Source organism: Cohnella pontilimi (assembly GCF_005049045.1).
In the GTDB taxonomy this organism is placed as follows: Bacteria; Bacillota; Bacilli; order Paenibacillales; family Paenibacillaceae; genus Cohnella; species Cohnella pontilimi.
Genome location: NZ_SUPK01000006.1, coordinates 65,034 through 87,899, shown reverse-complemented (window position 1 = coordinate 87,899; position 22,866 = coordinate 65,034). Strand labels below are relative to the sequence as shown.

At 49.6% G+C, this 22,866-nt stretch carries 22 protein-coding genes; 14 read left to right on the top strand and 8 right to left on the bottom strand.

What is annotated here, in order from left to right; translation table 11 throughout:
- Positions 1–34: 34 nt before the first annotated feature.
- The gene (locus E5161_RS13040; RefSeq protein ID WP_136778262.1) at positions 35–916 is read right to left on the bottom strand and encodes a YqhG family protein; all 882 of its coding nucleotides are present in this window, start codon (positions 914–916) and stop codon (positions 35–37) included.
- On the bottom strand, positions 913–2,748 hold the full coding sequence (locus E5161_RS13035; RefSeq protein ID WP_246042224.1) for a DEAD/DEAH box helicase: 1,836 nt from the start codon (positions 2,746–2,748) through the stop codon (positions 913–915). Before E5161_RS13035 ends, E5161_RS13040 begins: the two co-directional genes overlap by 4 nt.
- Positions 2,749–3,021: 273 nt before the next feature.
- On the opposite strand from E5161_RS13035, the gene E5161_RS13030 reads away from it, so the two are divergent.
- Positions 3,022–5,595, top strand: coding sequence for an adenosylcobalamin-dependent ribonucleoside-diphosphate reductase (locus E5161_RS13030; protein WP_136778261.1), 2,574 nt, complete (start codon positions 3,022–3,024; stop codon positions 5,593–5,595).
- A 198-nt stretch (positions 5,596–5,793) separates the two neighbouring features.
- Entirely contained in the window at positions 5,794–6,315 is a 522-nt protein-coding gene (locus E5161_RS13025) for a hypothetical protein (RefSeq protein WP_136778260.1), read from the top strand.
- A gap of 93 nt (positions 6,316–6,408) precedes the next feature.
- On the opposite strand, the gene E5161_RS13020 is transcribed toward E5161_RS13025, so the two are convergent.
- Together E5161_RS13020 and E5161_RS13015 are read right to left on the bottom strand one after the other, a co-directional pair.
- Complete coding sequence (locus E5161_RS13020) at positions 6,409–6,633, bottom strand: VOC family protein (RefSeq protein WP_136778259.1); 225 nt, start codon at positions 6,631–6,633, stop codon at positions 6,409–6,411.
- Between the two features lie 20 nt (positions 6,634–6,653).
- The gene (locus E5161_RS13015) at positions 6,654–6,839 is read right to left on the bottom strand and encodes a hypothetical protein (protein ID WP_136778258.1); all 186 of its coding nucleotides are present in this window, start codon (positions 6,837–6,839) and stop codon (positions 6,654–6,656) included.
- A gap of 121 nt (positions 6,840–6,960) precedes the next feature.
- Here E5161_RS13015 and E5161_RS13010 point away from each other — a divergent pair, with 121 nt between their 5' ends.
- From E5161_RS13010 to E5161_RS13000, 3 genes are all read left to right on the top strand, one after another.
- On the top strand, positions 6,961–7,545 hold the full coding sequence (locus tag E5161_RS13010) for a TetR/AcrR family transcriptional regulator (RefSeq protein ID WP_246042221.1): 585 nt from the start codon (positions 6,961–6,963) through the stop codon (positions 7,543–7,545).
- Positions 7,546–7,608: 63 nt separating this feature from the next.
- A complete protein-coding gene (locus tag E5161_RS13005; protein WP_136778257.1) occupies positions 7,609–8,997 on the top strand; it encodes an MFS transporter in 1,389 nt (462 codons plus the stop codon).
- A gap of 6 nt (positions 8,998–9,003) precedes the next feature.
- A complete protein-coding gene (locus tag E5161_RS13000; RefSeq protein ID WP_136778256.1) occupies positions 9,004–9,330 on the top strand; it encodes a luciferase domain-containing protein in 327 nt (108 codons plus the stop codon).
- 49 nt (positions 9,331–9,379) lie between these two features.
- Here the strand turns inward: E5161_RS13000 and E5161_RS12995 are convergent, their stop codons facing one another.
- Both E5161_RS12995 and E5161_RS12990 read right to left on the bottom strand, forming a co-directional pair.
- Complete coding sequence (locus tag E5161_RS12995; protein WP_136778255.1) at positions 9,380–9,928, bottom strand: dihydrofolate reductase family protein; 549 nt, start codon at positions 9,926–9,928, stop codon at positions 9,380–9,382.
- 187 nt (positions 9,929–10,115) lie between these two features.
- Positions 10,116–11,687, bottom strand: a complete 1,572-nt coding sequence (locus E5161_RS12990) for a PucR family transcriptional regulator (RefSeq protein ID WP_169306688.1) — start codon at positions 11,685–11,687, stop codon at positions 10,116–10,118.
- Between the two features lie 170 nt (positions 11,688–11,857).
- Between E5161_RS12990 and E5161_RS12985 the strand changes: the two genes are divergently transcribed.
- The 7 genes from E5161_RS12985 to E5161_RS12955 all read left to right on the top strand — a co-directional run bounded on the left by E5161_RS12985 (position 11,858) and on the right by E5161_RS12955 (position 18,839).
- The gene (locus E5161_RS12985; RefSeq protein WP_136778253.1) at positions 11,858–12,994 is read left to right on the top strand and encodes a saccharopine dehydrogenase family protein; all 1,137 of its coding nucleotides are present in this window, start codon (positions 11,858–11,860) and stop codon (positions 12,992–12,994) included.
- Between the two features lie 21 nt (positions 12,995–13,015).
- A complete protein-coding gene (locus E5161_RS12980; RefSeq protein ID WP_136778252.1) occupies positions 13,016–14,470 on the top strand; it encodes an aldehyde dehydrogenase family protein in 1,455 nt (484 codons plus the stop codon).
- A 74-nt stretch (positions 14,471–14,544) separates the two neighbouring features.
- On the top strand, positions 14,545–15,798 hold the full coding sequence (locus tag E5161_RS12975; protein ID WP_136778251.1) for an MFS transporter: 1,254 nt from the start codon (positions 14,545–14,547) through the stop codon (positions 15,796–15,798).
- A gap of 252 nt (positions 15,799–16,050) precedes the next feature.
- On the top strand, positions 16,051–17,427 hold the full coding sequence (locus E5161_RS12970) for a DJ-1/PfpI family protein (protein WP_136778250.1): 1,377 nt from the start codon (positions 16,051–16,053) through the stop codon (positions 17,425–17,427).
- A 186-nt stretch (positions 17,428–17,613) separates the two neighbouring features.
- Positions 17,614–17,943, top strand: a complete 330-nt coding sequence (locus E5161_RS12965) for an ArsR/SmtB family transcription factor (RefSeq protein ID WP_136778249.1) — start codon at positions 17,614–17,616, stop codon at positions 17,941–17,943.
- Complete coding sequence (locus tag E5161_RS12960; RefSeq protein WP_136778248.1) at positions 17,940–18,359, top strand: SRPBCC family protein; 420 nt, start codon at positions 17,940–17,942, stop codon at positions 18,357–18,359. Before E5161_RS12965 ends, E5161_RS12960 begins: the two co-directional genes overlap by 4 nt.
- Before the next feature lie 15 nt (positions 18,360–18,374).
- Positions 18,375–18,839 carry a phage tail protein gene (locus tag E5161_RS12955; protein WP_136778247.1) on the top strand — a complete coding sequence of 155 codons (465 nt, stop codon included), beginning with the start codon at positions 18,375–18,377 and terminating at the stop codon, positions 18,837–18,839.
- Between the two features lie 92 nt (positions 18,840–18,931).
- Here E5161_RS12955 and E5161_RS12950 read toward each other — a convergent pair whose 3' ends face one another.
- Positions 18,932–19,360: a CBO0543 family protein gene (locus tag E5161_RS12950; RefSeq protein ID WP_281279876.1), complete on the bottom strand. Its 429-nt coding sequence runs from the start codon at positions 19,358–19,360 to the stop codon at positions 18,932–18,934.
- Positions 19,320–20,405: a DUF2515 domain-containing protein gene (locus tag E5161_RS12945; RefSeq protein WP_136778246.1), complete on the bottom strand. Its 1,086-nt coding sequence runs from the start codon at positions 20,403–20,405 to the stop codon at positions 19,320–19,322. Before E5161_RS12945 ends, E5161_RS12950 begins: the two co-directional genes overlap by 41 nt.
- 82 nt (positions 20,406–20,487) lie before the next feature.
- On the opposite strand from E5161_RS12945, the gene shc reads away from it, so the two are divergent.
- Together shc and E5161_RS20800 are read left to right on the top strand one after the other, a co-directional pair.
- Positions 20,488–22,404, top strand: a complete 1,917-nt coding sequence (gene shc / locus E5161_RS12940; protein WP_136778245.1) for a squalene--hopene cyclase — start codon at positions 20,488–20,490, stop codon at positions 22,402–22,404.
- Positions 22,405–22,565: 161 nt separating this feature from the next.
- On the top strand, positions 22,566–22,742 hold the full coding sequence (locus E5161_RS20800; protein WP_169306687.1) for a hypothetical protein: 177 nt from the start codon (positions 22,566–22,568) through the stop codon (positions 22,740–22,742).
- The last annotated feature ends 124 nt before the right edge of the window (positions 22,743–22,866 follow it).

Sequence of the window (22,866 nt, the reverse complement as noted above, 5' to 3'; positions counted from 1 at the left end):
GAACGCTTCCGGAACGGTGAGGCAACTATTCGCACTAATCGATGCCGGGGAGATGAAAGATTCCGCAATTGACGATCGATACAGCCACGCGCGGCCGGTATTGCCAGTCGATTTCTTCTTCCCGCTGCTTCTGTCTGGTCTGCAGAACCGCTTTCTGCTCGTCATCCTCAGTGGATCTCTCAAGCAGAGGTCCGTAATACTGATTTATCCGATTCCGCTCCTCCTGACGCCGATTCTCCGCTTCGACCGCCCAACCAAAATCGCTTGTTTTGATTTTTCGTTCCAAAGCGTTCTCCAGCTGGGATAGTCCTTTGCGCAGGGAAAGGCCGTTGCGGAGCAGATGGATGTTGGCGGGCAGGCGGGGGGTCAGCCGTTTGTCTTTCAGTCCCTCGTAAAATTTGTCGTCGATGACCCCGGTCGCCAGCGAAATTCCCCAGCCATACAGCTCTTCCCGTTTCATATCGCATTCGTACCCGACTTTGAAGTTGACCCCCAGCCAAGCCGTGTAGGGCTGAGAGCCGAGCGGGTCGCGATGCCCTCGCGGGGGCTCCTCGAACATCGTGACATTTCGGCCCGCTTGCCGCACCGCATCGAACAGCTGCGTCAATCGGCGCGATCCGAAATAGATTTCTTCGCGCGCGACTCTGACGCCGCCAGTGACGAGGGAAGTGAGCGGAGTGGAGGGAATCCCGGCCTCGGGTACGGGCGCTTTTTCGAAAATCCACGTATACGTCATCGTTTCCGGAGCCACTCCGCATCGGTCTACGAAGCTCCAATAAAAGGGCCGGTTCGTGAGCGCCCGGTCGGCGTCGGGGGACAGCTTAACGGTGATATGGTTCGGGCTTTTTTCGAGGATCTGGCATCCGGTTGCTTCTATATAGGAAAGAACGAATTTTTGGATCTGCTTCACGTTCATGTCTTCGTCCCCCGCTTGGACTTGCCGCGCTGCTCCAGCAACGTGTCCCCGAGTCCGTCCAGCCGCTTGCGCAGCTCTTCACCATCCGCAGCTTCCAACACCATTTTGGCCAGCCGGTGCTCCCAGGACTCCTCTTGATCGAGCCTTTGCACAATTTCATCCAATTCGCCGATGACCATCTCAAACATGTTGATTTTTTCGTGGAGCAGATGTACGATATGTTCTTCGATTGTGCCGACGGTGCACAGGTTGTAGATGTTCACGTCTTCCTTCTGTCCGAGCCGGTGAACGCGGCCGATCCGCTGCTCCACCCGCATCGGATTCCACGGCAGGTCGAAATTGATGATGTTCCGGCAAAATTGCAGGTTGATGCCTTCGCCCCCGGCCTCCGTGGCGATCATCACTTGCGCGCGTCTGCGGAACAGGTCCATCATCCAGTCTTTTTTGCCCCGGTTCATGCCGCCCCGGTAAGGGACGGCTTGAATGCCGTGCTCATTAAAAAAGCGGAGCAAATAGTTCTGCGTCTGGCGGTACTCGGTGAAAATAATCGCTTTCTCGTCGCCCATCGCTTGGAGCAGCTCGATCGTTTTTTCTCCTTTGGTGTTGGACTTGATGTTCCGGATGAGCTCGACGAGTTCCCAAATCCGCGCTCTTAATGGGGATTCCTCTTGCGTTTTCTTAAAGAGGTTCACCAACGTAAGGAACACGGCGTCCCGGCTGGAGCATACTTCGCGCTGCAGGGTGACCATGGACAGCATGCTGGCGATATCTCCGCTCTCGGCTTTCACGTGCTGACGGACGTAGTCGGTAACGCCTTGGTATAACGCCATCTCCTCCTCCGACAGATGAAGGGGAACGTTGGTGACGAAGCGCCGGGTGAATTCCACTCCGCCGTCGCTTCTGCGATTGCGGATCATGACTTGGCCGAGACTTTCCTGGAGCTTAGCTTCGTTCTTCGGTACGCGCCGGTCGACGACGTGATTCGCGGCGAAATCGCCTTCGGCGCCAAGCTGTCCGGGCTTGAGCAGGGTGATCAGGTTGTAAAGCTCCGAAAGATCGTTTTGCACCGGAGTGGCGGTGAGCAGAAGGCAATATTTTTTTCGAAGTTCATTAATGAATTTATAGTTGCTGGTTCGCTTGTTTTTCAGCTTGTGGGCTTCGTCCACGATCAGCATGTCAAACTCGTTATCGAGCAGGATTTGGCGGTGCGGATCCCGTTTGGCGGTATCCATGGAGGCGACCACGATATCGCTGCCCCAGGAATATTCTTTTTTCTGCGGTACCGCGGGCAGATCGAACTTGTTGGCGAGCTCGCGCACCCATTGGAGCACCAAGGAAGCCGGCACCAGAATGAGAACCTTCCGCACAAGCCCGCGAACCCAATATTCTTTCAGGACAAGACCGGCTTCGATCGTTTTGCCCAAACCGACTTCGTCGGCTAATATGGCGCGGCCCCGCATCTCGTGCATTACCTTTCTCGCGGTTTCGATCTGATGGGGCAGCGGCGTGAAAGCAGGAAGCAGGCGCGTGCACTGAAGCTCGTGGAAATCGCTGACGCGATTCGCTTCTTCGGCTTCCAAGGCCAGACGGTACATCTGCCAGTCGTCCCACGGACCGTTGCGTTCTACGCGGCGCTCCAATTCTTCGAATACGGTGCGGTTAAACTTCAGCTCCACCAACGGATGCACGAGACGAGGCGGCGTGTCGGAGCCGGGGGTGCCAAGCTGTTGGCCGGCGGAAAATGCGTCTTTGGTCACGGGTGCCGGGTCGGCTTCGGAAGACGTACCGGACGGCATGCCGGCGGGCGATAGATGGGGGAAGTGCAACGACATGTCCTCCTAAAGGTTGGAAGTTAACTCTTAGTATGAGCAATGCCGCGGTTTTCGAAACCATCGTAAAAAAATGAGCAAAAGAGCGAAATTCGGAGGTTGTTCGAGCTAGGCTGACAAGGTTCGCTAATTTATGAGTTATGTCCTATAGCTTCACAATATCTGGTATAGTATAATGGCATTCGTACACAATATGTTGTACAATTTACATATGCCTTATAAATGTTCGGCTTGCATCAGCAGCAATAAATAACAGCGTTCGGGAGGGATTTCCGGGTGAATTCGACGGAAACGAAGGGACTTACTGGACTTAGTGAAAAGATCTTTTTGGATCGCTATGCCTGGAAAAATGCGGACACCAGCGCGGCGAAAGTGGGCGACGTCGTCCTCGTACTGACGAAGGACGATCCGAAATTCCCCGCCAAAGACGTTGGCGAAGTGGTGAAGCGTGAAGGTAATAACGTAACGGTTAAACTGCGCAACGGAGATCTGGTGGAATCCACGGTCGAGAAGCTCACGCTCACGATCGAGAAAACACCGGAGCAAATGTGGGACCGTCTGGCGGGCGCCATGGCTTCCGTCGAAACTTCTCCGGAGAAGCAGAAAGAGTGGGCGGACAAGTTCCGCTGGCTGCTCGACGACTGGAAGCTCGTTCCGGGCGGCCGGATTGCGGCAGGCGCGGGCGCAAGCGACGAACTGACGCTTTTCAACTGCTATGTGATCCCTTCTCCTCATGACAGCCGCGGAGGCATCATGGAGACGTTGTCCGAAATGACCGAGATCATGTCCCGCGGCGGCGGCGTTGGTATTAACCTGTCGTCCCTGCGTCCCCGCCGTTCGGTGGTTAAAGGCGTGAACGGTTCTTCCAGCGGTGCAGTATCCTGGGGCGGCCTGTTCAGCTACACGACCGGCCTGATCGAGCAAGGCGGCAGCCGCCGCGGCGCCCTGATGCTCATGATCAACGACTGGCATCCGGACCTTCTCGATTTCATTACCGTTAAGCAAACGATGGGCCAAGTGACCAACGCCAACTTGTCGGTCTGCGTGAGCAACGCGTTCATGAAAGCCGTCAAAGAAGACTTGGATTGGGACTTGGTGTTCCCGGACAAGAACGATCCGGAATACAACGAGCTGTGGGACGGCGACCTTGACAAGTGGAAGAAGCACGGCAAAGCCGTCGAGCACTATCGTACCGTCCGCGCACGCGACGTATGGCACACGATCATTGAATCCGCTTGGAAATCCGCGGAGCCGGGCGTCGTGTTCATGGAATACTACAATCAAATGTCCAACAGCTGGTACTTCAACCCGATCATCTGTACGAACCCGTGCGGTGAGCAAGGTCTTCCGGCTTGGGGTGTCTGCAACCTGTCGGCGATCAACCTGTCCAAGTTTTACGACGCGGAGAATCATGACGTAGCTTGGGACGAGCTGTCCAAAGTGGTTCGTTATTCCACGCGTTTCCTGGACAATGTCATCGACAAAACGCCGTATCATTTCCCGGAGAACGAGCGCAACCAGAAGAACGAGCGCCGCGTAGGTCTCGGTACGATGGGTCTGGCCGAGCTGATGATCCGTCTGGAAATCCGTTACGGCAGCGTGGAATCGCTGGACTTCCTCGATAAGCTGTACGGCTTCATGGCCCGCGAAGCTTATCTCGCTTCCACCGAAATCGCAGCGGAAAAAGGCTCCTTCCCGGCATTCGAAGCCGACCTGTTCCTTCAAAGCGGCTTCATGAAGAACATGGTCGAGGTATATCCGGAAGTCGGCGATGCAGTCCGCAACCGCGGCATGCGTAACGTCACTGTCATTACCCAGGCGCCGACCGGCTCCACGGGTACGATGGTGGGCACTTCGACCGGCATCGAGCCGTACTTCGCGTTTGAATATTTCCGTCAAAGCCGTCTGGGCTTCGACAAACAATATGTCCCGATCGCTCAGGAATGGAAAGACGCGCATCCGGGCGAAGAACTGCCGGAATGGTTCGCCACGGCGATGGATCTGAAAGCGATGGATCACATCCGTGTGCAAGGCGCGATTCAGCGCTGGGTCGACAGCTCGATCTCCAAAACGGCGAACGCTCCGCATGATTTTACCGTAGAAGAGACGAAAGAGCTTTACGAGAAAGCGTTCGAGCTCGGTTGCAAAGGCGTCACGATCTACCGCGACGGCAGCCGTGACGTGCAGGTTCTGAGCACGTCGAAGGATGAGAAGAAAGAAGAAGCCGCCGCTCCGGCAGCTCCAGCAGCTTCGGACGATAAAGCGGTCAGCGAGTTGGACGCGACGCTGAATGCCGGCGTTACGCCTGCTCAAGCTCAATCGTTCGGCAAGCAGTACAAGAGCCGTCCGAAAGTATTGCGCGGAGCGACGTATAAGTACAACACGCCGTTCGGCATGGCGTACATCACGGTCAACGATATCGACGGCACGCCGGGCGAAATCTTCCTGAACGTAGGCAAAGCCGGCTCCGACGTATTCGCGATGGCGGAAGCGCTCGGCCGCGTATGCTCGCTGTTCCTCCGGTACGGCGACCATGGCGACAAAGTGCAGCTGCTCGTGAAGCACTTGAAGGGCATTGGCGGCTCCGGCGCAGTCGGCTTCGGCCCGAACCGCGTCGAGTCGATCGCAGACGCCGTGGCTAAAGCGCTTGAAACGCACGCCGGATTCATCGATGTTGAACATGCTGCGGCGTTGGAAGCTTCGAGCTCCGTATCCGCCGCCATTCCGGCCGGCCACAATCATAAACCGTACCAGTCCAAGGACTTGTGCCCTTCCTGCGGATCCGCCTCGCTGCTGAACGTAGAAGGCTGCAAGACTTGCGCGAACTGTGGCTATAGCAAGTGCAGCTAATGCAATAGACCCCGGCGACGGGGTCTTTTTTTTGTGCTCATGGAAGCTGCCAAAATGGCCACAACTGACGCAGAAGTCCAGTCGATCCTAAGATCGGATGGACTAAATTGAATTTCTTAGATTAATGACAGTAGAGTACATCGCTAAAAAAAGGTTAAGTTTTTATAATACCTAATATGACGGCAGGAGATGATCGTTTTGCATAAGGTACTAGGTATTGTCGTATTGATGGCGGTTGTCTTTGTAGGATGTACTCATAAGCCAGCACAAAGTTCGCCTTCTCCAAGTGGGGGTGGTCGTCTTGATGAAAGACTTACTTTGCAACAAGCACAAGAAAAAGTTCCTTTTACAATTCTAATGCCTAACCATTTACCAACCGGTGTAGTTTTCGAATATGCAAAAACTGCTGATGGCACAAATTATGTATTAGATGCAAAAGGTCCATCAGTTTTAATCATGTTTGCAGGTGGTGGGCAAGGCTTCGGTGTAGTTGAACAACAAGGGGTAATGGGACATTTAGATCGGGGAGTAATAAAAAAAGTAAGTGTTAATAATACCGAGGCTGAGTATTCGGAAAACGAAAAGCCGTTTGAGACTAATTTGTTATGGCAAGAAGGAAATGTTGTTTGTCGTATTTATTCGAATATGCATAGTTCGTTTGCCAAAGAAAAAGGATTGATCGAAATTGCTTCAAGTTTTAAGTTTGTGCAATTTCCTTAAACGGATATTAATGGATCGATGCGGCGAGGCTTTTGGCACCCGGCCAACAAGGTGGGAAGATTTATATTTTTTTGTTTTTGCTGGTGATAGAATCTAAAAAATATCCCGCACCACTAACTCTTTGACATTCCATGGACGAATGACCGGACCTTCCACAATATCAGCATTCGCCTTTCTGACTTTATTGGTAAGCAAATCGATATTATCCGCCAAAAAGTTGACTTCAACTCCAAGCCCCTTCGGCACTTCAGCCGAAGCGCCAGCGATCAGCATGATATCTTGATATTTCTCCCCCCGTAAATGAGCCATTCCTGGCATTGAAAATACTACCTCTTGCTTTACGATACCATTTTACCGATTCTTCCATTCAGCATACAGGCATTTCGGTATCCTAGCAGCAGCGCCGATTTCAGCTGCGTGTAGATGAGAATATCGCCGCTCTTATGATCCCGTAGAGGGCCGAACAATTTGTCAAGAAACCCGGAATGCGCCTCGGTTTCCCCCATCAGGATACGGGGAATCAATAAATTCTCGTAGCTGCGAAAATCGTCGACTTCGCGGACTTGACAGAGCGATTCGATTTGTGAATAATAAAATGTAAGTAAGTACTTACAAAAGCAATGGGCGGGAAGGCAGGAACTATTCTTGAACCAAGCGGCAAGCACCGGCGACAAGTTAATATTGGCGGCGATCGACCTGATCGCGGAACAAGGGTATGACGGGACGACGACGAAGGAGATCGCCGCGGCGGCCGGAGTCAGCGAAGTGACGCTGTTTCGGCATTTCGGCAGCAAACAGTCGCTGCTCGTCGCCGCGTTCGAGCGGTACCATTACGCCGGCGAAATGACGAAGCTGTTTAACGAGCGTCTGACGTGGGACGTGCGGACGGATTTGCTGTTGATCGGACGGACGTATCATGCGATCATGAACCGGAACCGGAAGCTTCTCGCTATCGCGCAAAAGGGCGGAAGCCGGCTGCCCGAGGAAGTGCATAAGCACGCTTCGCAGCATCCGGTCCAACTGAAGAAGCTTCTGACGAACTATTTCTCGACGCTCCATGAACAAGGGAAAATCGCGCCGATCGATCCGGAAATTACGGCCATGTCGTTCATGTGGATGAATTTGGGGGCGTTCAGCAGCAACTTGTTGGAGTCGTCGAATTCGGACGTTACGCTCGACACGTTTATCGAGCAGAGCGTCGATCTTTTCGCTAGGGCGCTGGCTCCCTAGTTTTTTCTTACCCAAGATGTAAGTATGTACTTACATACAATGAAATGAAAGGATGTTCTCCTCATGCAGATTTCTTCCAAAGAACTCGCAGGCCGGCGCATCATGCGCGTCATGCTGTTCACAGCCGTCTTCAGCGCGATGAGCGTGCTCACGTTTAACATCGTGCTGCCGGAACTGAGAGCGGAATTTCAGATCGACTTGGCCCAGGCGAGCTGGCTTTCCTCCGGTTATCTTCTCGTTTATGCGATCGGAAGCGTCGTTTACGGTAAGCTGGCGAACCGGTACCGCCTGAAAAATTTGCTCACGTTCGGGCTACTCGCGTTTGCTGTCGGCTCGCTGGTTGGCTTCGCGTCGTCGACCTTTTGGCAAGCGTTGGCCGGCCGCCTCCTGCAGGCGGCCGGCGCGTCGGTCGTTCCAGCGGCGGCGTTGCTCATTCCGATCCGTTACTTTCCGCCAGAGCGGCGCGGCGGGGCGATGAGCATGACCGCTGCCGGCTTGGCGCTCGGCACCGCGCTCGGCCCCGTCGTGGCCGCGTTGTTGCTCGCCGTCCTGGATTGGCGCTGGCTGTTCGTTCCACCCGTTCTCGTTTTGTCATTGGTGCCGTTTTTCCAAAAATACGTGAACGACGAACCCGTCCCGAATCCCGGGAAGCTCGATTGGCCCGGGGGCGCTCTGCTTGCGATGACTGTGGCGCTCGCGCTGCTCGGCGCAACCTATTCGTCGGGCTGGTTGTTCATGGCGGCGGCCCTGACGCTATGCTTGCTCGTATGGCGGCTTGCGTCCGCGTCCGAACCGTTCGTACAGCCGGCAGTGTTCCGGAACCGGAGTTACTCGAGCGGACTGGCGATGGCGGCCCTGATTTCCTGTGTCGCGACCGGCATGGCGTTATTGCCGCCATTGCTGCTCGCCGACATCTACGGGCTTAGTTCCGAATGGATCGGCTTTGCGCTCGTGCCGGCCGCCGTCGCTTCGTCCGCGCTGAGCCGAACGGGCGGAAAGCTGGCGGACCGGAGGGGAGACGCCAGCCTGTACACGCTCGCATCCGGGCTGCTGATGCTCTGTTTCGCGCTGCTCGCCGCGTTTTCCGGCGCGGCACCCGTTTGGACGATTCCGTTGTTCCTGGTATTCGGCAACGTCGGCCAGACGTTCATCCAAGTCGCCGTCTCAAACTCGTTGTCTAAGACGTTGTCGAAAGAGCAAGCTGGAGTCGGCATGGGGCTGTTTACGATGACGAATTTTATCGTCGGCGGCATGGCCGCGAGCGTATACGGCTTGCTGCTCGAGATGGATGCGCCAGGCTGGAATCCGCTCGCCTCCGGTTCGAACGCCGGAATGTTCGCCAACGTGTTTTTGGGCTTCCTGATCCTTCACGCGGGATTGCTGGCGTATTACCGGATGCGGTTCCGTCCAGGCCGGCTTTCAGAGCCGCGGCTGTCGGCCGAAGGGAGGTGAAGGGGCATGGCGAAAACGGACGGTCCGGCGCTGGTTGAAACGGTTCGTTCCTGGCCCGGCGTGTCGCTTCGGCCGCATCGGTTCGGCGGGACGGAATTCGTCGTGAACGGGAAGGAAATCGGACATATGCATGGCAACCGATTGTTCGACCTTCTTTTGTCAAAATCCGAACGCGATCGGTGGATTGAAGAAGGGAAGGCAAGTCCGCATCATATATATCCCGATTCAGGCTGGGTATCCGTTTATTTGAAAACCGAGCAAGATATTGCCTGTGCCATTGAAATCGCGCGTTTTAAATATGATCAAATAAAATTGAAGGGTAGGCGTACATGAAGAAACCGCCCCCTATTCTGCGGGAGCGGTTTCCGAAGCCTTATGACATTTAGCGCACGACGCTGTAGGTATGAGTGACGACACCTGTAGGGAACGTCTCGGTCGCTTCCAGCTTCAGCTTGATCTTATCCATCCCCTCCGGGAACAAGCGCTGCCCGCTTCCAAGCACCACCGGGTAAGTCATCAGGCGGTATTCATCGATAAGATCAAGTTGGATGAGGGTTTTGATGAGTTCGAGGCTGCCGAAAACCAGAATGTCTTTGCCCGGCTGCTCTTTCAGTTTGTTGATTTCCTCCGCGATGTTGTCCCTAATCACGTGGGAATCTGGCCCCCAATCCGCCTTATCCAAGGTGCTGGAGACAATGTACTTGGGACAGTTGTTCATCCATACGCCATATTCGCCGGTTTGTTCGATCATGTTCGGCCAAGCTTCGGCAAATCCTTCATACGTTTTGCGGCCGAGCAGCAGTCCTTCGCCGTTTTTCATTTCGTTGAACTTGAAGTTGTTTTGCTCATCGGTACCGAACTCGAACGTCCACATCGGGGCTTCACACACACCGTCAAGCGAAATAAATTCCGATACGACAACTTTTCTCATCTTCCATTCTCCTCTTCGTTTTTTTGTGTTTCGGCTTTTGTCTGATCCAAATATACCCTATTAGTAATATTCCTGTCAGGTAATATTTAAATTTATTTGTAGTTAATATATAGATACAAAAGTTTTTGACATTTTTTATGTACTCGGATCCGTAAAATGCCCATCAATTGGATGGGCATATTTTGTTTTATTGAGCTTGGAGGATGTGGTGGGCCAGTTGAAAATGGAATTGGGTTTCCGGATTGTCCAATTGGTAGCCGCCCAGGGCGATGGCTCTATCTAACCTGTACCTTAAGGTTTTGGGATGAATTTTTAAGGTTTCGGACGTTTTTTGAATATGAAAGCCCATAGAAGCAAAAGTCAGCAGCGTGTGGATGAGAATATCGCCGCTTTTATGATCCCGAAGAGGGCCGAACAATTTGTCAAGAAACCCCGAATGCGCCTCGATTTCTCCCATCAGGATACGGGGAATGAATAAATCCTCGTAGCTGTGAAATTGGCCGTAACGGACGTAAGGGAGCAGGCTTCTTACTTCCTTATATGCGTGACGGGCGTTCTTGAACGTATGCAGGAGACTGACGGCCAACGAGATGTTCACATCTTTCATCGAATGCCAAATCTCTGCAGCCGAAATCCGCTCGGGAATTAAAAATACAATTTGATTTTGCATGAGAGAAAAAACGGGAGGGATTTGCAGGACTTGCATGCAACGTTTTAATCTTTCGGCGAGCCGCTCGCGTTTTAAAATACTTTCGCGGGACAGCGGGGTGGGAATGTTGATCACGATAATGCCGACGGCGTATTTGCCTTCGGAATCATACCCCAGTATACCTGCGCGGTGCAAGATTTGCGGTGTGGGATGAGACAGGCTTTCGAGCAAAGAATCCAGGAAGGAGTATCCTAACTGAAACTCTAAAGAAGTCAAAGCACGTTGCTGTGAAATGTGCAGCGCCATAATGAGAGAAGCGGATTGAATCGCCTGGAGATCCATATTCCTCAGAGATTGCTGGTCATCGATTATCCATAATAAGCTGACCAACTGTTTATCGACGGAGATCGGACAGAGAAGCCGTGCAGGCAGACCGGAATCCGGCATGGCGGGATATTGAATGGGTTTGGATAGGGAATGCAGAGGAATATGTTCGAGTTGTTCTTTACGAAAGAAAAATAGGTCTTGATTTGAACCTTGATTTTCTTGGGATCTGCTAGGGTTCGCATAATAAGCTGTCAAAATTGGACCTTCCGGATGCTGGACGATGACCGATCGTTCAATCAATTTCCCTAATATGGAGGCGATATCCTGCAGATCTTTCGCGTTTAAAGCAATTTCGATGAGTTTCTGATGAATATACTCGGATCGTTCCTGAAGATTATATTGGTAGGCCAAAATCGAGCTGAGTACCTCTTCTGTGACCGTGTTGAATTGGACTTCCCATGGGATTTCGATGATGGGAAACCTCAGCTCGTCCGCCGCTTTACATACAGAGAACGGCATATGGGTGAAATATTCAGGGACTGCCAGACCTAACCCGGCGAGCCCGCATTTAGACATTTCGCCAATGAGTTCCGTCAGTTGTTCTTCCTTTTTGGGCAATCCGAAGCCTGTCGTCAGAAGTAAATCTCCTGAACTGACACAAGATAACGGATCAGGCAAATCGACAATAGACACCCAGCGTATGGTTTTTTGGAGACCTTCAGCACCGGCGACCACCTTAGCATCTTGAAGCGAGGGCAATTGTAAGGCTTGAAGCAAGTTCATCTTCCTTCTCCCCTTCATATCCATTATCCATTATTGATAGCATACTACAGTTAAAATCATCCATAAAAGCAAATGTATTTCCATAAAGTTTTTTTTACAATAAAGACAATATTTCATGCGAACTCCAACTTTTGATTTTCGGTCGACGGTTCTGAGAGGGGGCTATCATTTTGAGTGAAGTCGTCGTATTGGGTGCAGTGGGAACCATTGGGAACATTATTGTAAGAGATCTTGTGGAAAGCGGCGTCGAAGTCATAGGTGCCGACTTGGATTTCAAGCGTCTCGATCAACTCAAAAATCAGATAAACAACAAAAATTTGAAAATATGTCCCCTGGATATCCGAAATCATGAGGCATCCAAAGATGTGTTAAAAAGCGCCAAAGTTTGTGTAAACGCTACCAATTATAAATTTAACACGGAGGTCATGAAAATTGCAGCAGAAGCAAAAGTAGATGTGCTGGATTTGGGCGGACTGTATACCGTCACGAAAGAACAATTGAAATTGGATCCGTTTATGAAGGAAGCAGGGGTGCTCTCCATTCCGGGCATGGGTTCCGACCCGGGGGTTTCCAATATATTAAGTAGATACGGTGTGGAGATGCTGGATCACGCCGAAGAAATCCATATTCGGTACGGATCCACCACAACAGGAGCAACATTCCCATTTGCCATTGATACGATTCTAGATGAAGCAACAAAGAACGCGATTGTCGTTAGAAACGGTCAACTGCTTGAAATTCCACCATTGAGCCATGAAGAAGAAACGAAGTTCTATGAAACGATCGGTGTTCAGACAACTTACTCCATCTTGCATTCTGAACTGGCCACTTTGCCGATCAGTTTTCCCCAGGTGAAGGAAATTACATACAAGGACACATGGGATCCTTCAACCATTAAATTTATCAGAATCCTGGAACATATGGGATTGCTAAATGATCACCAACCGGACAACAAAGTTTCTGCCAGACAAAAACTGGTCTCTTTCCTGAGAGAATCGATTTCCGAGAATCCCAGTTGGGGAACGGATGAACTGATGGTTGAGGTGAGGGGGCTGAAAGGAGGGAAAAAAGCAACGGTCAAATTTGAATTGTTATGCGGATGGCAAGAAGCATGGAATGTTAACGCATTGGCTTATGTGACCAGTATACCTGCATCTATTGTGGCCCAAATGCTGCTCAACAAAGAAATCGAAGGAAAAGGCGTCAAACCGCCGGAACAGTGCATTGATCCTGCGAAGTTTGTCTCTTATTTGACGCAAAAGAACGTTACTTTGGTTTCAACGCTTTGCGAATCTGCCTATATCTAAATCAATAAAGGAGATGTTCACATGCAAACGAAAACGGCTGTACTGCGCAATTTCATTGATGGAAAGTCATCGGAGTCGGCATCAAGCCGTGTCCGGGAGATCCTATCTCCGGTTACGGGAGAATATATGTACCAAGCGCCGTACTCCACGGCAGAAGAAATTGACGCCGCCGTTTCTGCTGCCCGAAAGGCGCAGCCTCTTTGGGAATCTGCTTCGGTATGGGAGCGGGCACGTGTCTGCTATGCCATAGCCGATGCTATTGATCGAAATAAAGAAAAGTTGTGCCGTGCGCTTACGCTGGAGCAAGGTAAACCGTATGAAGCCGAATCATTGCCGGATATCGAGGAGTCTGCAGAACTTTTCAGAATTGCAGCCGAAGACCTCAAGCGGATGGAAACCCCCATTATTCCGTCGATGGATGCGAATAAACGAATTTTCACTTTCCGCAAAGCAAATGGCGTTTATGCCATCATCATTCCGTGGAACTTTCCTACGCTGATGCTGGCCGAATTTGCGGCTCCTGCCATAGCGGCGGGCAATACGATGGTGCTCAAACCTTCCGAGTACACCCCGGGGATCATTAGTTTGTTCACGGAAATCATGCATGAAGCCGATCTTCCGCCAGGCGTCTTCAACCTCGTTTATGGTGATGGCGAAGTAGGACAGCAGTTGATTGAACACCCGGGCATTGATGCCGTAGGATTTATCGGCTCTCACGGAACGGCCGAAAAAATCGTCCGTGCCGCCGGAATGAAACCTTCCATTATCGAAGCGAGCGGCAACGGTCCGACGATCGTGTGCGAAGATGCCGATCTGGACGCTGCGGCTGCGGGAATTGTTCATGGCGGATTTTTTAATGCCGGTCAAGTCTGTTGCGCGACTGCACGGGTGCTTGTGCAGGAAAAAGTTCATGATGAACTTGTCGAACGCGTGTTGTCTGAAGCGCAGAACTGGCGACTGGGAGATCCGTTTGACAAGGTGACGAAAGTCGGCCCCATGAACAATGATGCCGTTGCTGCCAAAATGGAATCGCATGTACAGGATGCAGTTGCCAAAGGCGCGCAAGTTCTGTTAGGCGGCAAGAGAGCCGGCCAGTTCCCTACGAAGCTTTATTTCGAACCGACGGTGATCGATAACGTAGGGTTGGATACTTTGATCCAACAACACGAGACGTTCGGACCGATTGTGCCCATTATTACGGTTAAGGACGATGAAGAGGCGATCCGGGTCGGCAACGATTCCTATTTGGGATTGCAATCCGCCGTCTATACCAAGAGTTCTGCCCGTGCATTCAAATATATGAACAGTTTGAAAACAGGTAATATCGTGATCAATGAACATGGAGGCTATTGGGAACCTCACGTACCCTTCGGCGGTGCAGCAGGGACCCGCACCGGCTGGGGACGCATCGGCGGCAAATATACGATGCTGGATATGACGCATATTCGCACGGTCGTTTGGGATTTTTCTCGTTAAATCGAAATACCGGACGACATATATGGTTGCGAAACGGGCATGTTTCGCAACCATAAATTGGGAGGATAGTCTAAATGGGGAACACGAAAGATCGCAAATGGCTCATGCTATGGCTGTCTTATTTGACCTTGATCGCCTGTTTCATTCCGTATATCGGATACTCGACGCAAATCACGCAACTTATGGACGAAACCTCAATCAGTTATGCAGCGACCGGGTTGTTGGCTTCCGTGACCGCTTTGGTTGGGGGTCTGATATTGCCCTTTGTCGGCGTCCTGGTCGATAGATGGGGAGCCCGCAACATCATTCTGCTAGGTTTGTTGATCAGTGCGGCAGGTCAAATTCTTTTTGCTTACATGCCCAGTTTCTCGGGAATGGTATTTTCCAGAGCGATCGTCGGACTTGGAGTTGGCTTGTTATTCGTAGGACCTTATACGATGGCGGCTCAATGGTTTGAAAGCTCCAAAGGCATCGGTTCTGCCTTGGGTGTCATGTTTACTTCCGACGGAATCGGCACTGTGTTCGCGTTGTATTTGTTTTCCTTTGTTCTTGCGGCCCTGGGCTGGAGAGATGGTTCGGCCGTCGGCGGACTATTTCTGATCGCCGTATTGGTTCTGTCTTTCTTCGTGCTGAAGGATCCTCCTCATATCCGAAAGCGAGAAAGGACATCCTCATCACCGGCAGAAAGGTTTTCTTTAAAAGACTATCTCAACGTGATCGGCAACCGGAATGTCGTGATGGCTTCTGCGTTTTTCATCGGCGAATGGGGACTTTATGCCGTCATGGCCTACTGGGTGCCCACGATTCTGATGGAAGATGCCGGATGGTCCGAAGGCGTCGCCGGATTTTTGGCTTCCTTGTACGTATTGATCGGTATCGTTCCTTCCATCATCTTCGGCTTGATCTCGGATAGGATGGGCAAGCGGAAACCGTTCATCCTGCTCGCAGGTCTTTGGATGACCCTTACCCTCGCCGTGCTCACGTTCGGCTTGGCTAACAACCGATATGAATTAGTGGCTTGGATGATGCCGCTGGTCGGTCTGGGCGTTTATACGGGCATGCCGGTCGCGTTGGCATCGGCGGTTGAATCCGTCGGCATGAAATTCGTGGCGACGGCAAACGGATTTATTTTGGGAATCGGATTTTTGGTCGGCGGTTTCTTGTACCCTTATGTCATGGGGTACATTAAAGACACGACAGGCGCTTATACCGTGGGTTTTATCGGCGCCATCATTGCCACCTTTGTTCTGAATTTTGTTTTTGCATTGTTTAGCAAAGATTCGAAAGAACAGGTGATAACAGGCAAGGATCAAGCTCTTCAAGGATGATAGGGCCCGAGCTCAGGAAATGAAGCGAATTATTTCTTAGTCAAGCGACAAACAGCCCTCAACTTGGAAACAAGTTGGGGGCTGTTTGTCGCTTGACCCCAAGTGAAAATATTTGCGCGAAGTCCGCAAATATTTGCGGGAAGACTTTCATTGTTTGCGCGTTCCAATATCGTTCCCCCCTTTATGATGATTTCATGCGAAACAAGTATGGGGAAGCAAATACAAATAATTTTGATCAGAGGAGAATCAAAGATGAAGTTATTATTACGTATAGTTGTCTATGTAATGACGTTCGTTATATTTTTCGGAGGGATCGGTGCGTTTGGGTATATTCATTCCAGTCAGGAATATTGGAATCCCACTCGGCAAACACCAATGCCTGCTTTACAAAGCGTGAGCGTACCTGAATATAATCCGAAAAAACCTACTGTAGCTGTCATTTTATCCAATCCGACGACAGAAGTGTTTGATTTTATGGTTCCGTATGAAATGTTTGCGATGACGGAGTCTTATAACGTCTTTGCTGTTGCGCCGGACAAAAACATAAAAACACTCTCCGGCGGTTTGGATCTGATGCCGCACTATTCTTTTGATGAACTGGATCAATTATTAGGAAAAAGTCCCGACCTTATTGTGATCCCGGCCATGCCTATGGTTGACGAAGCAAAGTATAAACCTGTCCGGGAATGGATACAAAAACATGCTGATACGAAACTGTTAAGCATTTGCGCTGGAGCGCTGAATCTGGCCGATACAGGTTTATTGAAAGGGAAAGAAGCAACGACCGACTGGAAAAGTTTCGATTATCATGAAACCAATCAATATCCTGAAACAAAGTGGAGAAGGGATGTGCGTTATGTCGTAGACGGGAACATCGTCTCTTCAGCAGCGATCACTTCAGGAATTGATGCCGTCCTCTATGTGATCTCGCAGCAGTTAGGCGAACCAATGGCGGAGAAAATAGCGAAAGAGATGAATTACCCTTCGTATCATTACGTAAAAAATCCAAAGGTAGACCCGAATGATGTTGATCGAACCGAATGGATTTTTATGTTCAACCAAGCTTTCCAAATGAACAAAAAAAGCGCTGGGGTATTGTTGTATAACGGGGTGGATGACGGAGCGCTTTCTACGATTTTTGATACTTATGCCACTTCTGGAACAACAAAGGTTTACACCGTCTCAGACGCCAATCAGCCTATTGTTACGAAGTATCATCTAAACCTCGTCACCCGATATCAAATGTCGAATGCGCCGAAGCTGGATCGCATGCTTGTTCCGGGAGTAGAAGCCGAGTCTTTAGCTGCGGAAGAAGTGAAGCAGTGGAGTGCAAAGGGTAACAACGTGATGCCTGAGTTCATTCACAGCGGTTCCGCTGACCGATTTATGTTTGATGCTCCACTTGAAGATTTAGCGAAGCAGGAGGACGTCCTAACCGCTAAATATGATGCCAAGCGAGTAGAATACCGTGCTGCGACCCATCTAAAGTTCGAAGGCAAACCGTTTTCCTATGAAGCTTTCGGTATACCCGTTCTGATTACATTAGCTGCACTGCTTACTGCTTTCTTTATTGATAGACGAATCATTCGAAAAGTGAAGGCAGGGCGTCAATCAATAGCACATTCTTAATAAAGACTTAACGGTTTCCATTTGGGCGTTGACAGGACACTAAATGGTGTCCTATAATAAAATCGACACCAAACAGTGTCCAATTATCGGTTAGATATCTAGAAAATTTGGAAACCATGATGGGAGGGAACGAATGAGTCCGAAGACGATAATGCTTCAGAAAGATAAAGTTTTGGAGTGGGTGCTATGAGTGAGAATAACCAGTTGCGTGATGTGTTTGACGCAATTGCAGACCCGACCAGGCGCCGACTGATTCAATTATTGGCAGAGGCGGAGGAGCTGCCGCTTCATGAGTTAACGGCACAGTTTCCAATGGGCCGTACAGCGGTATCCAAGCATTTGACCATCCTCAAAGAGGCCGGACTGGTTGTTGACCGCAAAGTCGGCAGAGAAACGCGATATCGACTAAACGCCGCTCCACTCAGAGAAATTCAAGATTGGGTGGCTTTCTACAGCAAGTTCTGGAGTACGAATATGTTGCGCTTGAACCAACTATTAGAGGAGGAAGAAGAATGAGTTTAACCTTATCTATGGATTTTCAGTTCACGACGTCGATCGAGAAGCTTTGGTCCGCCTTAACCGACTCAAGCAAGCTTGCCAAATGGGTGGCGAATATCCAAACCGGTGAGGGGATGGAAAATAATTTTAAGCCCGTCGTAGGCCACAGTTTTCAATTCCGCACGCAACCGACCGAATATTGGAATGGGATTATTGAAGGTGAAGTGCTTATCGTGGAGGAACCAAACCGGTTGTCCTATACTTGGGCCAGCGGAGAAAAGCACACGGTCTCTTGGACGCTGCAGGATTTAGGGGACGGGAAGGTGAACCTTCATCTCGAACAAACCGGAATTTCAAACGCTCAAGCACTCAATGGAGCTAAGTATGGTTGGGGAAAATGGTGCGGCGAGCTTGAAAAGATGTTGGAACAATAACAAGGAGTGATGGAAATGTCCTATATCGTTGATTTCAAAAATGTGTCTACGGTTGGTTTAGAATCTTCACCTGTAGCTGAAGCGCTTGCTGGTTTACGTGCGAATGAAGCCCGTTACTTAATGAACAAATACAAGCATGAATTTACGGTTGTAACGGCCAGCGAAAGCCAGGAGACCCTCGATTATGTGAACCGAATTTTGAAAGAAGAACGTGATATTGAGTTTGCGGCCAAACCCTTAGAAACGTCGCGTTTTCAGGTGGAAAATATCGATTGGACCTACGTCTTTTATGAGGATGGTCTTTCGGTGAACGTTTTGTATACGGTTGATGATCCTAAGAAGCGAGCCGTTGGTTTTAAGCTTTCTGAGGGGATGGAGGTACCTAAGGAGTTAGAAGGGAAGTTTAAGTTTGCTAGGCAGAAGTCCAAGCTAGCTGGAACAATCCGGGGCTCGTACTTTGTAATTAAAGGAGAATATTAAACTTTTCAATGACAGGAGCGTCCCGCAGGACGCTCGGATGGCAGGAGGTTATACGATGTTGGCGACCGCGAAGGGGATTATTAGGGGCACGCCTACATCGGTGTGCCTCTTCTTTTGCTCAACCAGAAATAAAAGGCTGAAATCAGCGTAATAAATAGCAAATAACCGAAGAAGCTGTATAAGTGCTTCCACTGATCGGAATGGACAAACAGCCCAAGTTGCTCAGCTAATTTTTCCGAAACCGGCATGAACAGGCTCACAAACAAGGTCATGCCTGCCCTCCACCATAGATTCACTTGGGAAAGGAAATTCAAAAAAACCATCGTCAATAGAGGCAGCACGACTAAAGTGAAGACGATATTAATCGAAAAGATCTCCGGCAGCAGCCTATGAGGAAACTCATACAGTCCTTTACCGACAAAATAGAGATCCAAATACGTACTAAGCAGTGAGGCCAGCACTGCACATGCTAAACTATCTTTATTCCAAAAAGTTAATCGCTTTTTTGGCAAGCGCGGCAACCTCGAGTCGCTCCAATGTTTTACAGTATTCACTCTGAATCTCTCCGTCCATCATTTCTATGTCATCCTCTAAATAATTCACCATGCTTATATCTTGAAACCAATCCCCCGGTTCTGCATCCGGCTGGCTGACATTTTTCCAGGCGTGCTCAAGTATGGGGCTGTAAATTCTCCGAGCTCCCTTGCGAAGTCTGCACGATTTTATCCTTAATGGATAGGTAATTCCCGGTGTGCCTTCATTTACATAATTGAAAAAATGCGGCCAGTAGTCCTTTCTTGATCCAGTATGCGGCTGGCGTTTCGCCCAATCCAGGACTTGCTTGTTAAAATCCTTATTCTTAAACAAAACGGCATATAGCCTTTTTCCAAGTAAAATTCGCTCATGCAGTGATTGGAATTGGTGAAGGGTCTGCCCCTTTAAATTCTCACCTTCCGAAGGAAAAAGAATTTGATTAAATGACAGCCAATCCTGAAAGTAAAATTCGATTTTGGTGAATACTTCTTTTTGATAATGGGGATTTTGAATAACCCGTTGTTCCAAGTAACTTTGTTCATTGATGACTAACGCTATACAAAGAATATATCTGTCTCGGACTCTCCAAAAATAGTTCCAAATCGTTTCCATAAAAATGGACACATTCAGTTGGGGCAGCAGATAAAAAAGCGGTCTATTTTGCTTTAAACTCTCCTCGTAAAGCAGAAATTGCGGGTATACATCTTGGAAAATCAGCCAGTTCCCGCGTTCTAAAAAATGAAAAAATGATTCCTGCTCCTTTTTGGAGAGCAGTTTGGTTAGAAGCTCTCCCTTAAGATCGGTCATATTCCATCCGCCATTCCGTGATACCATATGGCCCAAAAAAGCCCATTGAATTTCAGGATGCCGAAGATAAAACTCGAGATAGGCTTTCGTTCTCGTGACATTATTTAGGTTGTATTCCCGGGTAATCCATCTAATTTTGTTCAAAAGCTTTTCCTCTGAAAGAGTTAACTCATTCGATAATGCAGGGAGGTGTTTCTTTCTTTTCTTTAAATCCTCGCGAATCATTTCAAGCGGTGTTTTTGGGCGGTTTCTGATTAAAAAGATAGCAGCTTCCCTCCCTAATGAATGCTCATCAGTAGAGCCGAATATGTATAGCCTAAGATGCTTTTGCGGGACGGGAGGAAGGAGTGCTGGAATATTGGATACTGTAAAAGGGATAAAGTGGATTGTGGATACACTCCGAAAAGACCAATCTGCCGATGGGTCGTGGGCATATCCGTTTGAAACGGGTATTTCTACCGATGCCTATATGATTATTTTATTGCGGACTTTAGAAATTGATGATGAGGAATTAATCGAAGGGCTTTGCCAAAGAATTTTAAGTAAGCAGCAGAAAAATGGAGCATGGAAGCTTTTTTATGATGAAGGCGAAGGAAATGTAACGGCTACTTTGGAAGCCTATTACGGATTGCTTTTTTCCGGATTTTACAGCGAAGAAGACGAGCGTCTTCGCGCAGCCAAAAAATTTATTCTCGATCATGGCGGATTATCGGAAGTGAGTACGTTTACGAAAATCATGCTGGCACTGACCGGGCAATTCAAATGGCCGTCCGTTGCCCTTATGCCAATTGAGATGATTCTGCTCCCGCACAACTTCCCCATCAATTTTTACTCTTTTTCCGTTTTCGGGAGAGCCAATATGACACCGATTATGATACTGGCGGATAAAAAGTTTTCCATTCCATCACCATATGCTCCTGACCTGTCCGATTTGAAATTGAAAAGGGATGATGAGGACCAATGGGTTGGCTCAAGAGAATGGCGCTCGTTGCGCTCCTATATTCAGGATGGCGTCAAAAGATTGCTCGGTATTCCGCGGGTACTGCACAGGTTAGCGATTGAGCGTGCCGAAAAATATATGCTGGACCACTTGGAGCAGGACGGAACCTTTTACAGTTATTACAGCAGTACCTTTTTGATGATTTTTGCCCTGCTTTCCTTAGGATATAAAAAATCAGATTCGGTCATTATCAAGGCCGTCGACGGGATTCGGGCAATGAAATCGGTAATTAACGGCTTTCCTCATATGCAATACACCACGGCCAATGTGTGGAATACCTCGTTAATCGGTTATACCCTTCAGGCAGCGGGAGTTTCGCACGAAGACCCTATGGTGATGAAGGCCAACAAGTATTTGCTAAGCCGCCAGCATACCCGCTTTGGCGACTGGGTTGTGCACAATCCCAACAGCCTCCCGGGTGGCTGGGGTTTTTCCGATGTGAATACGATGAATCCGGATGTGGATGACACGACCGCCTCGTTAAGATCCATATCCAACATTGCATCGCGGGATCCGTCTGCCTGGAAAAGGGGCGTCGACTGGCTCTTGTCGATGCAAAACGATAATGGCGGATGGCCTGCTTTTGAAAAAAACACAGATTCCAAGTTATTAGCATTCCTACCGCTTGAAAAGGGCCGGTTTATGCTGATGGATCCTACTTGTGCGGATTTGACCGGGAGAACGCTGGAGTTTTTCGGTAACTATACGAATCTTCCGAACATTCCGAACAGCCCCGTTATCCGGAATGCTGTAAATTGGCTGTTGCGAAATCAACGGAAGGATGGGTCATGGTATGGGCGCTGGGGGATTTGTTTTATTTACGGTACATGGGGTGCGATTACAGGTTTAAGGGCAGTGGGACTATCGAAAAGTCATCCGAGCATTCAAAAGGCGTCGGCATGGCTGAGCAGTATTCAGAATCCGGACGGCGGATGGGGCGAATCGTGCCGAAGTGACATTCAAATGACTTACGTTCCGCTTACGACGAGCACACTGACGGATACGGCTTGGGCGCTGGATGCCCTGATTGCAATTGCTGACCGGCCGACTACTGCCATCCAAAAAGGAATAACGTATTTGCTCGGCTCCCTGGAGATAGAGGATTGGACGACTGACTATCCTAAAGGCCAAGGGATGGGAGGAGCGTTTTATATCCATTACCATAGTTACCGATATATATTTCCGCTGCTAACTTTAGCGCACTATCGAAGGAAGTTTGAATAACGCTGAACAGTTAGTAGAAGTCGTCCATCTGGGCGGCTTTTTCATTTTCAGCACGATCTATGAAAGGCATAAGCAGAATGAAAAGTACAAGCATATGAATGATTAATATAAAACGAACCTTTTGCAGACTGAGCAAAGGAGGCAAAGGAAGGGACAGGGACATGACCAAGCTGGAAGAGTATCTGAAGCAGAACTTCGAAAAGGGCAGCTATGAGTACTGGATCACCGTGATACAGGATAGCGAAGGGAAGGTCCACCTCTATATCCATCCATTGAATTTGGATGGTGAGACCCTGGCTTTTGTTGCTGAAGGCAATTATCTGATACCGAATATATAAATCTGTCCTTTATGTTATCGCGCATTCTCAGGAATTGGAAAGCTGCAATAGAGTTCGGGTATTTGGTAAAGACACCCGTAAAGAAGAATACCGCTGGCAAGCCCACCGTAAGGTAGGCATGGTT

Excerpts from the sequence above, each read along its gene's own strand:
- E5161_RS13040 (WP_136778262.1), bottom strand. The coding sequence starts at position 916 with ATGAACGTGAAGCAGATCCAAAAATTCGTTCTTTCCTATATAGAAGCA.
- E5161_RS13035 (WP_246042224.1), bottom strand. The coding sequence starts at position 2,748 with ATGTCGTTGCACTTCCCCCATCTATCGCCCGCCGGCATGCCGTCCGGT.
- E5161_RS13020 (WP_136778259.1), bottom strand. The coding sequence starts at position 6,633 with ATGCCAGGAATGGCTCATTTACGGGGGGAGAAATATCAAGATATCATG.
- E5161_RS13005 (WP_136778257.1), top strand. The coding sequence starts at position 7,609 with ATGCAGATTTCTTCCAAAGAACTCGCAGGCCGGCGCATCATGCGCGTC.
- E5161_RS13000 (WP_136778256.1), top strand. The coding sequence starts at position 9,004 with ATGGCGAAAACGGACGGTCCGGCGCTGGTTGAAACGGTTCGTTCCTGG.
- E5161_RS12995 (WP_136778255.1), bottom strand. The coding sequence starts at position 9,928 with ATGAGAAAAGTTGTCGTATCGGAATTTATTTCGCTTGACGGTGTGTGT.
- E5161_RS12990 (WP_169306688.1), bottom strand. The coding sequence starts at position 11,687 with ATGAACTTGCTTCAAGCCTTACAATTGCCCTCGCTTCAAGATGCTAAG.
- E5161_RS12980 (WP_136778252.1), top strand. The coding sequence starts at position 13,016 with ATGCAAACGAAAACGGCTGTACTGCGCAATTTCATTGATGGAAAGTCA.
- E5161_RS12975 (WP_136778251.1), top strand. The coding sequence starts at position 14,545 with ATGGGGAACACGAAAGATCGCAAATGGCTCATGCTATGGCTGTCTTAT.
- E5161_RS12970 (WP_136778250.1), top strand. The coding sequence starts at position 16,051 with ATGAAGTTATTATTACGTATAGTTGTCTATGTAATGACGTTCGTTATA.
- E5161_RS12965 (WP_136778249.1), top strand. The coding sequence starts at position 17,614 with ATGAGTGAGAATAACCAGTTGCGTGATGTGTTTGACGCAATTGCAGAC.
- E5161_RS12960 (WP_136778248.1), top strand. The coding sequence starts at position 17,940 with ATGAGTTTAACCTTATCTATGGATTTTCAGTTCACGACGTCGATCGAG.
- E5161_RS12955 (WP_136778247.1), top strand. The coding sequence starts at position 18,375 with ATGTCCTATATCGTTGATTTCAAAAATGTGTCTACGGTTGGTTTAGAA.
- E5161_RS12945 (WP_136778246.1), bottom strand. The coding sequence starts at position 20,405 with ATGATTCGCGAGGATTTAAAGAAAAGAAAGAAACACCTCCCTGCATTA.
- shc (WP_136778245.1), top strand. The coding sequence starts at position 20,488 with ATGTATAGCCTAAGATGCTTTTGCGGGACGGGAGGAAGGAGTGCTGGA.
- E5161_RS20800 (WP_169306687.1), top strand. The coding sequence starts at position 22,566 with ATGACCAAGCTGGAAGAGTATCTGAAGCAGAACTTCGAAAAGGGCAGC.